The organism is Micromonospora sp. NPDC053740 (genome assembly GCF_040677775.1).
Taxonomy (GTDB): Bacteria; Actinomycetota; Actinomycetes; order Mycobacteriales; family Micromonosporaceae; genus Micromonospora; species Micromonospora alfalfae.
In genome coordinates this window covers 187,356-200,962 of the sequence record NZ_JBFASO010000005.1, presented here as the reverse complement: position 1 = coordinate 200,962, position 13,607 = coordinate 187,356, and the positions used below count along the sequence as shown (strand labels likewise).

At 74.5% G+C, this 13,607-nt stretch carries 9 protein-coding genes; 2 read left to right on the top strand and 7 right to left on the bottom strand.

Annotation, left to right across the window (positions count from 1 at the left end; genetic code table 11):
* Positions 1–21: 21 nt before the first annotated feature.
* From AB0K35_RS16055 to AB0K35_RS16040, 4 genes are read right to left on the bottom strand one after another with little or no spacing between them, the layout of a single operon-like run.
* On the bottom strand, positions 22–2,781 hold the full coding sequence (locus tag AB0K35_RS16055) for an FtsX-like permease family protein (protein WP_363885912.1): 2,760 nt from the start codon (positions 2,779–2,781) through the stop codon (positions 22–24).
* The gene (locus AB0K35_RS16050) at positions 2,778–5,942 is read right to left on the bottom strand and encodes a permease (RefSeq protein ID WP_363885910.1); all 3,165 of its coding nucleotides are present in this window, start codon (positions 5,940–5,942) and stop codon (positions 2,778–2,780) included. Before AB0K35_RS16050 ends, AB0K35_RS16055 begins: the two co-directional genes overlap by 4 nt.
* 7 nt (positions 5,943–5,949) lie before the next feature.
* Complete coding sequence (locus tag AB0K35_RS16045; RefSeq protein ID WP_238671943.1) at positions 5,950–6,672, bottom strand: ABC transporter ATP-binding protein; 723 nt, start codon at positions 6,670–6,672, stop codon at positions 5,950–5,952.
* Positions 6,669–7,601 carry an ABC transporter ATP-binding protein gene (locus AB0K35_RS16040; protein WP_363885908.1) on the bottom strand — a complete coding sequence of 311 codons (933 nt, stop codon included), beginning with the start codon at positions 7,599–7,601 and terminating at the stop codon, positions 6,669–6,671. The genes AB0K35_RS16045 and AB0K35_RS16040 overlap by 4 nt, the downstream gene beginning before the upstream one ends.
* 330 nt (positions 7,602–7,931) lie before the next feature.
* Here AB0K35_RS16040 and AB0K35_RS16035 point away from each other — a divergent pair, with 330 nt between their 5' ends.
* Positions 7,932–8,924 (top strand): reductase, encoded by a 993-nt coding sequence (locus AB0K35_RS16035; protein ID WP_363885906.1) that lies wholly within the window; start codon positions 7,932–7,934, stop codon positions 8,922–8,924.
* Positions 8,925–8,939: 15 nt separating this feature from the next.
* Here the strand turns inward: AB0K35_RS16035 and AB0K35_RS16030 are convergent, their stop codons facing one another.
* Entirely contained in the window at positions 8,940–9,914 is a 975-nt protein-coding gene (locus tag AB0K35_RS16030) for a nitroreductase (protein ID WP_363885904.1), read from the bottom strand.
* A gap of 194 nt (positions 9,915–10,108) precedes the next feature.
* On the opposite strand from AB0K35_RS16030, the gene AB0K35_RS16025 reads away from it, so the two are divergent.
* Entirely contained in the window at positions 10,109–10,747 is a 639-nt protein-coding gene (locus tag AB0K35_RS16025) for a response regulator transcription factor (RefSeq protein WP_238671947.1), read from the top strand.
* Between the two features lie 16 nt (positions 10,748–10,763).
* Here AB0K35_RS16025 and AB0K35_RS16020 read toward each other — a convergent pair whose 3' ends face one another.
* On the bottom strand, positions 10,764–12,437 hold the full coding sequence (locus AB0K35_RS16020) for a GAF domain-containing protein (RefSeq protein ID WP_238671984.1): 1,674 nt from the start codon (positions 12,435–12,437) through the stop codon (positions 10,764–10,766).
* Positions 12,438–12,534: 97 nt separating this feature from the next.
* Complete coding sequence (locus AB0K35_RS16015; protein ID WP_363885902.1) at positions 12,535–13,545, bottom strand: nitroreductase; 1,011 nt, start codon at positions 13,543–13,545, stop codon at positions 12,535–12,537.
* Positions 13,546–13,607 lie beyond the last annotated feature (62 nt).

Here is a 13,607-nt window from a genome sequence, read left to right as displayed (position 1 = left end):
AGCCCTCGGTTTTGTAGTCGGTCACTCGCCGGCGCGGAGTACCTCGCTCAGCCGGTCGCGTCGCCGCAGCGCCGACTCCACAGGTACGACAGCGGCGGCCGTCGCCAGCAGCGCCACGCTCACCAGGCCCAGCAGCCACCACGGCAGGACCGCCGTCGGATCGGCGGCCTGACCGGTGAGCAGCCACAGGTCGAGCGGGCCGAGCGTCAGGCGCGCGAGCAGGGCCCCGAGTAGCGGGCCGCACACCGCGGTGACGACCACCGGCGGCAGCAGCTCTCCGGCGGCGACCCAGCGGGCGTCGCGTGGCCGCAGGCCCAGGGTCCGCAGTCGGGTCAGGGTCTGCCACCGCTGCGAGGCGCCGGCGGCGGCGGCGAGCATGAGGCCGAGCAACCCCAGCGCCAGCAGCACCGCGGCGGCCGTCCACGCCAGCCGTACCAGCCCTGCCGTCAGCGGAGCCACCCGCTGCGCCCGCAGGACGTCCGCCCGCAGCACGACGTCGGAGGGGACTCCGGTGTTCGACACGGCCCGGCCCGCGCCGGGGCCGGTCACCCAGACGGTGTTCGGAACGGCGGGCAGCCCGGCGTCGGCGAGGGCCGCGGCGTCCACGATGACGACGTCGGTGGCGCCGCCGACCGAGGGAGCGGCACCGACGGCGGCGAGCCGGATCGCCGGGGCCCCGTCCCGGGGTAGCTGCAGCCGCGTGCCGGTCCGCAGATCGCCGTCACTCGAACGGACCAGCGCTGGGACCTCCCCGGGGCCAGGACCGGGTGCCCTGAGCCGGGCCAACGCCGGCGCGTCGGGCAGCGGAGTGGTGGCCAGCAGGCGCTGGAACGCCGCAGTGTCCACGACGACCAGGCGTGGGGTGAGCAGCGTCGATTCGCTGAAGACGCGTGCCGAGTTGGTCACCTGCGCGACGACGACCTGCCCCACCCCCGGTGCGGCGGCGATGCGCTCGGCGAGTGCGGGCGTGGCGGCCTCGGCGTCGGCGCCGACGTCGAGGCGGGCGTCGGCGCCGACGGTGCTCCACGCGCCGTCGGTCAGGCCCCGGGTGACGGTGGCGCCGAGGATGAGCGCGAACGACGCGAGCGCCGTGGTGCTGACCAGAACCAGCAGCGGCAGCGCACGCCCGGCCGTTGTGGCCGCCTGGGCGGCACTGAACACGGCCAGCGGGCGGCGCGAGCGCAGGGCCTCTCGGAGCGCGAACCGCGCCCCGAGGGGCAGTAGCCGGAGCAGGACGAGCGCGCCGACGAGCGCGCCCAGAGCGAGGGCGCTGATCGGCAGGATGAGGTCGCCGGTCAGCTCACCGCTGTCACCGTCGGAGTCGACGGGCAGGAGCCCGCGCTGGTGCAGTGTGACGAAGGCGGCCACCGCGGCGATCAGGACAGCCGCCTCCACTGCGGTGCGGCGCAACTGACCGGTGGCCCGGATCCAGCGCCGAGCGGCCCGGTTGGCGGGTTGGCGTCGGTCACGGCTGGAGCGGGCGGCGGCGAGGGTGCCGAACGCCGGGCCGGCGAGGGCCCCGGCCAGGACCACGGGAACCGCCCAGGTCCAGGAGACGCCCGGAGCGGCCGCGCGCGCGAGCGCGAGCCCGACGGCGGCGGCCGACACCGACACCACAGTGGACTCGATGATCAGTTCCGCGCCGAGGTCGGGTAGCGCCGCCCCACGCTGCCGAGCGACACTCAGCACCGGGGTACGGCGGCGGGCCAGCAGGTTGGCGGCGAGCAGCAGGACCAGCACCGTGGCGGTCAGGACCCCGGCGAGCAGGACGGCGGCCTGTGTGGAAGCGGCGCTGTTCCGGGCACGGGCGTCGCGCAGGGCGGTGTCGAGCTGCGATTCCCACTTCAGGGACTGGTCGCGGTCGCTCGATGAGCCCGAGGTCGCCTTGAGCTTGACCACCTGGGCGGCGAGCGCCGCTGCGGCGTCCCAGGTGAGCGCGTCGGGAACGGGTGCGAAGTGGACGGTGCGTCGCAGTTGGTCCTCGTCGACGGCGAGCCGGGCGTCCGGTAACGACTCGCGCGACAGCAGGCCGGCGAACCGGGTGGTCCCCGGGCCGTCGGCGCCCGGCACGGGGCGCAGGAGCGCCGCGGCGAGCCGCCAGGCAGGGTCGGCGCTGTCAGTGGGCCGGTAGATCCCGCTGATCCGGACGTCCTTGTCGCGACTCTGGCCGTCCTTCACCGGGATTCGATCGCCGGGGCCGAGGTCGAGTGCGGCGGCGTCCGCCTCGGAGAGGCCGACCTGCACCGGCCAGGGCGGTCCGCCGTAGGGGACCTCGACGTACTCGTCGGAGACGGTGGGACCGGGCGGGCTGCCGGCGATCCAGGTCACGTCCGGGCCGTCGAGGTCACCGGCCAGGTAGGTGAACTGGAAGGTACGCGGCGCGTTGCCGTCGGTGATGGTGAGGATCGGGCCGTTGACAGCGGTGACTGGCGGGAGCAGCGCGGCGTCCAGGTCGGGCCCGAGGGCCGATGTCGCCCGGTCGCGGAAGTCGCCGAGGTCATCGGCGAGGTGGGGCATGCGGACCCGCCCGCCGGTCGGTCCGTCGTCGCGTTCCCAGTTGGCGTGGACGAGGACGTTCGAGTCCTGGCCGGCGCGGCGGACCGTGTCCCGCACGGCGTCGTCGGCGGCGGCGCGGAGCAGCGCCGGCGCTGCTCCGGCGAGCAGCGCGACGGCCGCGATGACGGCGGCGGTGAGCAGCAGCGGTCCGACGTCGGCACGGCCACGGCCGCGGATACTGGGCCAGTGCGGTGTCGGCCACCGACGGGTCAGCCACCGCTTCACGGCGCCACCCGCAGGTGCGTGGCGTCGGCCCGACGGACCTGGACGGTGACCACGACGGCGACCGCCAGCATGCATCCGGCCAGCAGTACGGCGAGCAGTGCGGCCTCGGCTGGCCACGGCCAGTGTGCCTGGGTGGCCGGGACGGGCGCGGCGCCGGTTTCGGAGCGCACGAGCAGGGGAGCGACGACGCGGGTGGCGAGCGCGCCGACGGCCGCGCCCGCCGCGAGCACCGGCAGCAGGACCCCGGCGTGCTGGCCGAGCAGCACGGCCCGGATGCCGCGTCGGGACATCCCCAGGCCGCGCAGCCGCGTCACCTCGACGGCGCGGGCCTGGAGATCACAGGTGACGTGCAGGACGACGCCGGCCAGCAGCAGCAGGGCTGCGGCCGGGACGATGAGGCGCAGCGCGGCCGGCAGCCCGGCGAGCAACGGGCCGCCGATGAGGCGGGCGGTCTCCGCCTCGCGGGTCGCGACGGCGCCCAGGTGCAGGGCGGTGGCCCGCTCGGCGGCACCGGGGCCGGCCGGGTGGCCGACCCACCAGGCGTCGACCGGGAACGTCAGGTCGCCGGTGACGGCACGTGCGCGGGACAGCGTGTCCAGGTCGGCCAGGACGGCGACGGCGCCGGGGGCGGACGGGACGGCCGGCACGACCTCGGTGACGACGACCGGGACGGGCGTGATGCCGACAGTGACGCTGAGCTGGCTGCCGCTCTCGACACCGACCTCGCTGGCGAAGCGGGCGGACACGGCGACGGGCACCGGGCCGGGGTCCGGGAAGGCGGTGGCGACGAGGGTCCGGGCGGCGTCCTCGACGCCGCCGAGGTCGACGGTCGCGGCCATCCGCAACGTGGTTCCCGTCGGGGTGGCGGACACCATGACGGTCGGGTCCCTCAGCCTGCTCGGGATCGGCGGCGCGGAGGTGGCTGTCCAATCCGATCCGTCGGTGGGATCCTCCGCCGGCCCGGCGGGGGGCACTGTGAGTGTGACGGCTACGGCGACAGGTCCGCCGCCCGCGTCGGCGGTGACCGGCAGGGCGACAGCGACGAGACGCAGCCCGTCAGCCGTCGCGCAGGCGGGCAGCCGAAACTCCCTGCCGTCGAGCGGTACGGCGGGACCGGTGCAGGCCGTGCGTAGGCCGGTGGCGTCCTGCAGCATCAGCCGGGGCGTCACGACGGGCGGGGTGTCACCGGCGGCGGTCCCGCTCAGTACGAGCGGGGCGCCAGCCGGAACGGCGAGGCCGTTGACCCGGGTGGGTGGTGCCAGCGTGGCACCCACGTCAGCCCATCCGCGGTCGTTGTCCAGCCGCCCCCGCAGCAGCGCGTCGGCGCGGGTGGTGTCGACGGCGACCAGGCGCGGCGCGTCGCCGGCGCTGCCGAGCCACTGACCGACGGCGGTGCCACGGTCGAGGGCCGGACTCACCGCACCCGCGGTGGCCGCGCTGAGGATCGCGCCGTCGCCGGCCACCGGCGCCGTGCTGAGGGTGAGTGCCAGGTCGGTGCCGACGGCGAGCGCGGCCTGGTCGCGCTGCGACTGGTGCCACGTGTCGTCGAAGGCGAGGCCGAAGGTCCCGGCCGCGCAGGCCAGCCCGACGAGCAGCCCGGCGGCGACCGCCTGTGGCCGGCGGGCGGCCTCGGCGACCGCCAGCGGAAACGCCAGCCCGCGGGCGCGGTACGCCAACCGGTCGGCGCCGCGCAGGGCCGGTAGTACCACCCGGAGTGCCAGGGCGGCACCCGCGGTGAGCAGCAGCGCCGGCGCGAGCATCCGGACCGCGTCGGCGCGTGGGCTGGCGTCGGTGGGCTGCGCGTACAGCTGCCACCATCCGGCGGCGGCGAAGACCGCGAGCATCAGGTCGGCACCGGATCGGGCCAGCAGTTCGCGGCGGGTGCGCTGGTCGCTGGCTGCCGGGACGGGCCGGATCGCCAGGACGATGAGGACAGCGGCGAGCACCAGCGCACCGCCGACCACAGCGAGGACCTGGGCGCCGACGACGGCCGGCCGGACGGTCAGGCCGGCGCCGTCCAGCGGCGGCAGGTGGGTCAGGCCGGCGTGCAGGGCCGACGAGGCCGGTATCGCGAGCGCGGCGGCGACGGCGGCGACGAACCCGGCCTCGACCGTCGCGGTGGCGGCGAGTTGGCGACGGCTGGTGCCCAGGGCCGACCGCAGGGCGGTCTCGTCGGCGCGTATGCCAGTGGTCAGCCGGCCGGCGAGGACGAGTGCCGTCGCGGCCAGGACACCGCCGAGGACGGCGATGGCGAGCACAGCGGCGGCGGTGACGTGCCGTTGGTCGTCGGCGGACCGCAGGGTCGCCGGCAGTTCGGAGGCGACACGGGCGAGTTGAACGCGGTCGCCGAGGGTGCCGGCCAGCCGGCGGTCGACACCGTCGACGGCCTCAACCACTGTCTCCAGGTCGTGGCGGTTGCTGTGGGACAGGTCCGGATGGGCGGTGACCTCCATCCGGTCGACGGTGGCACCGGTGGTGACCAGGTCGGCCAGGTCGACGAGGAACGGGCCGTAGGCGTTGACCGGCTGCATGAAGCGGCCGTCCCGGTAGCCGGCGGCGGAGCCGGCCGTGGCCAGCGGGTCGCGGTCCCAGCCACGCGCCGGCAGCGGGCGTACGACACCGACGACGAGCACGTCGATGGGTGGGACGGGCGCGTGAGCCAGTTCGGCGCCGAGGCGCACCCGGCGACCGGGGGTGAGGCCGAGCAGTTGTGCCGTGGACTCCAGCAGCACCGCGTCGCCGGGGTGCTGTGGCCACCGTCCGGTGACCAGCTCGCTGCGGGCCGGCAGGTCGTCCAGCCCCGACAGGTACGCCTGGGCCGGGACTGTGGTGCCGGTGGCGAGCCCGGGCGGCAGCGCCCGCAGCACCGTCGACGCCCGCGCGGTTGTTGTCACCGGGAACGGTGCGAGGGTGGAGGCCACCACCGTGCGGGTGTCGGCGGCGACGGACGGCGTGTCCCGGCCCTCGACGGTGCCGGTGTAGACGGTCACGTCGACGGCGGACGGGGCGGCGCGGGCCACGGCGACCTCCAGCGCGCGCTCGGCGGTGCGGGTGACCAACAGGGTGCAGGTACCCAGCACTGTCGCGCCGATCGTGACGACCCCGAGGAGGGCCGCCAGCAACGGCCACTGCGCGCGGGCGCGCCGGCTGACCAGCCTCATCGTCGCGTCACCGGGCGTCCGGCGCGGGCGCGTACGGTTGCCCGGCAGCCTGTTCGTCGAGGTGTCCGTCGTGGATGCGGATCACCCGGTCGGCCAGGGCCATCATCACCGCGTCGTGCGTCGACACCAGTACGGTGACGCCCTCGGATTCCACTATGCCGCGCAGCAGGGCCATCACCGACAGGCCGGTCTCGGCGTCCAGTTGCCCGGTGGGCTCGTCGGCGAGCAGAAGCTGGGGCGAGGCGGCCAGCGCGCGGGCGATCGCCACCCGCTGCTGCTGGCCGCCGGACAACTCGGCCGGGCGCTGCCGGGCGTGGTCGGCCAGACCGATCAGCTCCAGCAGCAACTCGACCCGCCGCTCGCGCTCGGTCGGGGCGACGCGGGCCATCCGCAGCGGGGCGGCGACGTTCTCCGCAGCCGACAGCACCGGGATCAACCCGAAGCTCTGGAAGACGTACGACACCTTCTCGCGTCGCAGCCGGGACAGGCCGTCCTCGTCGAGGGCGGTGACGTCGGTGCCGTCGACGTGCACGGTGCCGGCGTCCGGGCGGTCCAGGCCGCCGATGACGTTGAGCAGGGTGGTCTTGCCCGAGCCGGACCGGCCGACGAGCGCCACCATCGATCCGGCGGCCACGTCGAACGACACGCCGTTCAGCGCGTGCACGACTGTCGGCCCGGTGCGGAAGCGCCGGTGTACGCCGCGCACGCTCAGCATCGGCTCGCTGCTCATTCGCCGCTTCCCGAGTCGGGGTGGATCGTGATGTGGTCGGGTTCCAGGGCCAGCCGGACCCGCCGGGTCAGCGCCAGCGCCTGGCGGAACTCGCGGGGCACCTGGACCCGCCCGGCCCGGTCCATCACCGCGTACTCCTCGGCGATCATGTGCGTGTCGCCCTCCGCGTCGGTGGTGCTGCGGCGCAGCACCTCGCTGCTGGTACGCCCATCCCGGATCGCGATGGTCCGTTCGACCTGGCCGCTGACCTCCGGATCGTGGGTCACCACCACCACCGTCACGCCGTAGCGCCGGTTGACGTCCCGCAGCACGCCGAAGACCTCGGCGGACGTGGCGGCGTCCAGCTCGCCGGTCGGCTCGTCGGCGAGCAGGACCTGCGGCTGGTTGGCCAGCGCCACAGCGATCGCGACCCGCATCTGCTGCCCGCCGGAGAGTTGCCCGGGGCGGCGGTCGGCGCAGTCGGCGACACCGAGGCTGTCCAGCAGTTCGGCGGCGCGCTCCCGGCGTTCCTGCTTCGCGGTACGGGCAGCCGTCATCGGCAGGTCCACCATCTCCCGCGCGGTCAGGTAGGGGATCAGGTTGCTCGCGGTCTGCTGCCGTACGAACCCGACGGTGTGCCGCCGGTAGGCCACCCGGTCCGCGCGGGACATCGTCAGCAGATTCCACCTGTCGACCCGGACCCGCCCGGCGGTGGGGGCGTCGATGCCGGCCAGGATGGAGAGCAGTGTCGACTTGCCCGACCCGGAGGCACCGACGACGGCGACCAGCTCACCGCTTTCCACGGCCAGGTCCAGGCCCTGAAGTGCCTGCACCTCGATCGAACCGGTCTGGTAGATCCGCACCAGGTTCTCGCAGACGATGAGCGCGTCCCGGCCGAACTCGGGTGCCCGCGCGGATGGCTGCGGCAGGGACAGCGGTGTGCCGGACATGCCCTTCTCCGTTCGGGTCGTGCCGACGTCGCGCCAGCCTCGGGTAGCGTCGGGCCTGTCGATCGGGCACGTGTTGTCACCTGATCGGCACGCGTGGTCACCAAATGTGTCAAGCGCCTCGATTGCCCGTGCTGACGCAGATTGAAGCAGTTTCGCAATCGGCGGCGTCGTTGACCATGCCCCGGGCGGCTTTCCTGCATTCTGGACGGGCGTCGCTGGCGAGCGTGAACGCAAGCACCCTCCTGCCCACCGTCCGGTTCTGCCACGGGCAGATCCGCTGCCGGTGAACACCGGCGCCCTCCGCCGGTCGGTGCCGGCACAGTGGAGCGCATGAGACTGCTGGTGCTGGGCGGTACGGGCTTCGTGGGCGGGGCCACTGTCACCGAGGCGGTGCGCCGCGGCTGGTCGGTGACGGTGTTCAACCGAGGGCTGCACGGCAGCGTGCCGCCCGGCGTACACCGGTTGCGGGGTGACCGCACCACGCCGGAGGGCCTGGGCGCGCTGGCCGGCGGTGAGTGGGACGTCGCGGTGGACACCTGGGACGGCGCGCCGCGGGCCGCCGGGGACGCCGCCCGCGCCCTGGTCGACGCGGTCGGTCACTACGTGTACGTGTCCAGCGGCTCGGTCTACACCGACCATGCCGTGGCGGGGTTGCAGGAGGACTCCCCGGTGGTGGCCGCCGACGCGGGTTCCGTCGACGGCGACTACCCGCAGCTCAAGGCAGGTGCCGAGCGCGCCCTGCGGGAGGTCTTCGGTCAGCGTGCGTTGGTCGCCCGGGCCGGCCTGATCCTGGGTCCGGGCGAGGACATCGGCCGGCTGCCCTGGTGGCTACGGCGCATCGAGCGGGGTGGGGACGTGCTCGCCCCCGCGCCGGCCGACCTGCCCGTGCAGTACGTCGACGTCCGCGACCTGGCGGGGTGGATGCTGGACGCGGGCGCCCGGAAGGTGGGCGGCACGTTCAACGCGGTCGGTCCTCCGGCACAGACCACGATGGGCGAGCTGCTCCACGCGTGCGTGGCCGCCGTCGGCGCGGACGCCAGGCTGCGCTGGACCGATCCGGCGTCGATCCTCGCCGCCGGGGTGCAGCCGTGGAGCGACCTGCCGATCTGGCTGCCGCGCGGGCACCCGTACCGGGGGTTGCTGGAGCAGGACGTGACCCGGGCCCTCGCGGCCGGGTTGACCTGCCGGCCGGTGGCCGAGACAGTCGGCGACACCTGGCGCTGGCTGCGGGAGGTTGGTGCGGTTCCGCCGCGCGCCGGGCGGCAGCGACGCAGCTCGATCGGGCTGGACCCGGCAGTGGAGGCCGCCGTGCTCGCCGCCTGACAGTGCCCCGGCGGGTCAGGCGGGCACCACCGGCAGGTCCAGCACCTCGTCGACGCCACGTCGGGGGGTCGGTCGACCCGGCTGACCGTACCCGATCCGCAGCACCATCTGCGGCGTGCCGAACCGGCCCAGGGACAGCCGCAGTTGCTCCCGCGCCGTGGGTACCTCGATCGGCTGGGAGAGCATCGACACGCTGAGTCCGGCGTCGGTGGCGGTGAGCAGCAGGCGTTGCAGGGCCTGCCCGGCGATCACCTGGTCCACTGCGGTGTTGCCCGCCGAGCCCAGCACCCCCACCAGGGGTTCCGGTTCGAAGTCCCGCCCGGGGGCGCGGTCGCGCCCACCGTAGCCGCGCGCCGGGAGGACGTCCTGCGGTTCGCCCCGCGGACCTCCGGCCGAGGCGGGCACGCCGTCCGGGGTGGACCCCCGGCGCAGCCACCGTTCCCGTTCGGCCCGGTACGCGGGGTCGCGCTCCAGCACCCGGTGCGCGCTGCGCGCGATCTCCCCGAACGCGGAGACCGCGCTCACCCCGATCAACAGCTCCAACCAGCACTGCTCGGCACGGGCGGCCTCGCCGAGGCGCCACCGGGCGTCGGCCGGCACCGGGTCCGGCCAGAACGGCAGGCGGTTGCTGAACCGGCGTGGGATGGCCGCGTACAGGCTCTGCTCGGCGGGGGCGGGCCGGCGTGGAAGGTCCGGCACCAGCCGGGCCAGCAGGTCCGGCTCGGCCGGGTCGGGGCGCAGCCGCACCCGGGCCGGGACACCGGCCACGGCCAGGGCGATCCGCAGGTTGAACAACGCGGCCCCGCAGGCGATCCGCAGACCCCACCCGCTCGGGTCGGTCGCCGGCAGCCGGCGGGTGGGGTCGGCCAGCACCTCGATGCCGCCGTCGCGCAGCCGGAGCCGCCACGGCTGGGTGTTGTGCAACGACGGTGCCCGGACCGCGTCCACGGCGGCGGTCCGCAACTGGGCTGCGGTGTAGCCGATGTCCATGTCGGTGCTCCTCTCCCGCTGGGCCGGCGGCGGGTGGTGCCGCGCTGGCTGGCATACCTTCACGGTCCATCGTTGCGTCGTCGCCGAGCAGGGCCGGACGTCCCGACCGGTCGGGTCCGAGCGCCCGCTCGCCGCGTGCCGATCGGGACCTTCGGCCCGTGCGGTGGGCCAGGGTCAGCGGGTAGAAACGAGAGATGATCCGTGTGTTCCTCCTCGACGACCATGAGGTCGTCCGCCGTGGCCTGGCCGACCTGTTGCAGAGCAGCGGCGACATCGAGGTGGTCGGCGAGTCCGGCTCGGCGCAGGAGGCGGCCCGCCGCATCCCGGCGTTGCGGCCCGACGTGGCGATCCTCGACGCACGGCTGCCCGACGGCAACGGCATCGACGTGTGCCGTGACGTCCGCGCCGTCGACTCGTCCATCAAGGGACTGATCCTCACCTCCTACGAGGACGACGAGGCGCTGTTCGCAGCGATCATGGCGGGTGCCGCCGGGTACGTGCTCAAGCAGATCCGCGGCACCGACCTGGTCGACGCGGTGCGCCGCGTCGCGGCCGGGCAGTCGCTGCTCGACCCGGCGATCACCGCCCGGGTGCTGGAGCGCGTCCGCAACGGCGTCGAGCAGCCGCGCGAGCTGAGGTCACTCACCGAGCAGGAACGGCGGATCCTGGAGTACGTGGCCGAGGGGCTGACCAACCGGGAGATCGCCGGGCGGATGTTCCTGGCCGAGAAGACGGTGAAGAACTACGTCTCCAGCGTGCTGGCCAAACTCGGCCTGGAGCGCCGCACGCAGGCCGCCGTTCTGGCCACGCGTCTGCTCGGCAAGACGCCCTGACCCAGGGTCGCGGGGGTCAGTCGCGCAGCGGCACGGCCCAGCGCACCTCGGTGCCCTGCGGCTCGGCCGGGGCGATCGTGAAGGTGCCGTCGAGGCGGCTGGCGCGTTCGCGCAGGTTGACAAGGCCACCCCGGGCGGCGGCCGGGTCGCAGCCCACCCCGTTGTCGGTGACTGCCACGGTGACCTGGCCGGCGTCGACGCGTACGACGACGTCGACGCGGGTGCACCGCGCGTGGCGGACCACGTTCGACAGCGCCTCGCGCAGCACGGCGGTGAGGTCCGGGCGGACGGCGTCCGGCACAGCGCTGTCCACCGGCCCGGTCAGGTCCAGGTGCGGCTTGAAGCCCAGCGCTTCGGCGGCCACCTCGATCTCCGCACGGATCTCGGTGCGCAGCTCCGAAGTCATCGGCGTACGCAGCTCGAAGATCGTCCGGCGGATGTCCCGGATGGTGGCGTCCAGGTCGTCGACGGCCGCGTTGATCCGCTTGGCCAGCTCGGGGCGGGCCATCGGTGCGGCGCTCTGGAGTTGCAGACCGGTGGCGAAGAGCCGTTGGATCACCACGTCGTGCAGGTCGCGGGCAATCCGCTCGCGGTCCTCAAGGACCACCAGCAGTTCCCGTTCCTCCTGGCCGCGCGCCCGTTCCATCGCCAGCGCGGCCTGCCCGGCGAAGCTGCCCAGCAGCGTCAGATCCTCCTCGCTGGCGCCACCGCCGCGCTCCGGCCGGTGCGCCACGATCAGCACACCGTGCAGGGTCTCCGCGGTGGCGAGTGGTGAGATCATCGCCTGGCCGGTGTGCAGCAGCGCCGGCCACGGCGCGGCGTGCGCCAGGTCGTCCACCTGGTCGTGCCGGCCCTGGGCGACCGCCGCGCCGAAGCTGGTGTCGACGGCGGGAAGGACCGCGCCGACGAGCGCGAGGGCCTGCCCGTCGTTGCCGTCGACAACCTCCACGGAGAACTGCTCGGTGTCGCTGTCGTAGAGCAGCACCAGCGCCAGCTCGGCCTCGGCGACCTCGCGGGCGCGGCGGGCGACCAACGCCAACGCGTCGGTACGGCGTACCTCGCCCAGCAGCACCGTGGTGATCTCGGCGGTGGCGGCGAGCCAGCGTTCCCGCCGGTGCGCCAGGGCGTACAGGCGGGCGTTCTCGATGGCCACACCGGCGGCGGCGGCGAGCGCGACGACGATCTCCTCGTCGTCCTCTGTGAACTCCGCGCCGCCCTGCTTCTCCGCCAGGTAGAGGTTGCCGAAGATCTGGTCGCGGATGAGGACCGGCACGCCCAGGAAGCTGTGCATGGGCGGGTGGTTGGCCGGGAACCCGAAGGAGCGGGGGTGCTGGGTGATGTCGGGCATCCGCAGCGGCCGGGGATCGTCGATGAGCAGGCCGAGCACGCCGCGCCCGTGCGGCAGGTCGCCGATCTGCTCATGCTGCTCGGGCGTGACGCCGTGGACGATGAAGTCGTGCAGCAGCCGGTCCGGGCCGACCACGCCGAGCGCGCCGTACCGGGCGCCGACCAACTCGCAGGCCGCCTGCACGATGCGTTGCAGTGTGGTGCGCAGATCCAGGTTGGTGCCGATGCCGACCACCGCGTCGAGCAGGGCCCGCAGGCGCTCCCGGCTGGTCACCACCTCGCCGACCCGGACCAGCATCTCCTGCAACAGCTCGTCGAGACGGACCCGGGACAGCGGGCTCAGCCCGAGCGACGGTGTCGGGGACGGTTCCTGACGGGGCGACGGCGCGCTGCTGGTCACCGGGGGATGGTAGCGCCGGTGCCGCTCGTCGCCAGACCCGTCAACTGACGGCGGAGGTGTCGACCACCTGCGCGGTGGTCAACCGCGGCGTGTGCGGCGGGCCGGAGTGTGCCGGGTCCGCGATGCCCAACCGCAGCACGAGGTACGGGAAGCCGATCCCGGAGAGCAGCTGCCGCAGGGTCTGCCGGGTGCCCGGCACCTCCACCACCGCGCTGAGCGGCACCACCGACACGCCGAGTCGGGTGGCGGTCAGCCAACCGGCGGAGAGCGCCTCGCCGGCACGCAACCAGTTGTCCCGTTCGTCCTCGTCGCCGTGCAGCATCGCGTACACCGCCATCCGGTCGTGGCCCGGACCCACCGGCAGGCTGCCGGGACGCCCGAAGTCCCGACCCGGCACTGTCGTCTGCGCGGGCTGCTCGGGCAGCACCTCGGCCGGCAGGCCGGTGCCCGAACCAGCCCGGCTGGTCCAGTACGCCAGCTCGCTACGTACCTCCGGGTCCTCGGCCTCGACCCGGTCGGCGTGCCCGGCGGTGGCGGCCAGCTCCAGCACCTGGTCACGGTCGAGGATCTGCAACCGGCAGCCTTCCGCGCTGACCGCCCGGGTGATCTCCTCGATCGCCGTGGGCGGAACCGGCTCGTCGCTGACCGGCCGCCGATCGGTGTGCCGCACCTGCATGCACTGCACCATGCGCATGGCGTCCGGGTCGGCCCCGGTGTGGCTGAGGTCGGTCAGCCGGGCCAGCAGCTCGTTGTCGTCCGGGTCGGGCAGCCGCTCCACCACGGCACGCCAGCCCTCGGCGGCCAGCGCCAGTCGGGCGTGGTGCAGAGCGATGCCGCAACTGATCGCGAGCAGCCGCCCCTCGGGGTCGCTGGCGGCGAGCTGCCGGTCGGCGACCGAGCGCAGTTCCAACGCGTCGGGCAGCACCCGCCAACGCCACGGCTGGGTGTTGTGCACCGAGGGAGCGTGGCCTGCGGTGGCGGCGGCCTCCGCCAGCGCGGTGGTCAGCTGACTTTCCTGACTCATGGTCACGACCTTTCCGTCTCTGCTCATCGTGCCGTATGGCGCGTCACCGCGCCCGGGGTTGCCGCCTCATCCTGTGGCCTTCGGCGGTG

What these genes read in the sequence shown, in the direction of transcription:
- AB0K35_RS16050 (WP_363885910.1), bottom strand. Translation starts at nt 5,942, where the DNA reads ATGAGGCTGGTCAGCCGGCGCGCCCGCGCGCAGTGGCCGTTGCTGGCG.
- AB0K35_RS16045 (WP_238671943.1), bottom strand. Translation starts at nt 6,672, where the DNA reads ATGAGCAGCGAGCCGATGCTGAGCGTGCGCGGCGTACACCGGCGCTTC.
- AB0K35_RS16040 (WP_363885908.1), bottom strand. Translation starts at nt 7,601, where the DNA reads ATGTCCGGCACACCGCTGTCCCTGCCGCAGCCATCCGCGCGGGCACCC.
- AB0K35_RS16035 (WP_363885906.1), top strand. Translation starts at nt 7,932, where the DNA reads ATGAGACTGCTGGTGCTGGGCGGTACGGGCTTCGTGGGCGGGGCCACT.
- AB0K35_RS16030 (WP_363885904.1), bottom strand. Translation starts at nt 9,914, where the DNA reads ATGGACATCGGCTACACCGCAGCCCAGTTGCGGACCGCCGCCGTGGAC.
- AB0K35_RS16025 (WP_238671947.1), top strand. Translation starts at nt 10,109, where the DNA reads ATGATCCGTGTGTTCCTCCTCGACGACCATGAGGTCGTCCGCCGTGGC.
- AB0K35_RS16015 (WP_363885902.1), bottom strand. Translation starts at nt 13,545, where the DNA reads ATGAGCAGAGACGGAAAGGTCGTGACCATGAGTCAGGAAAGTCAGCTG.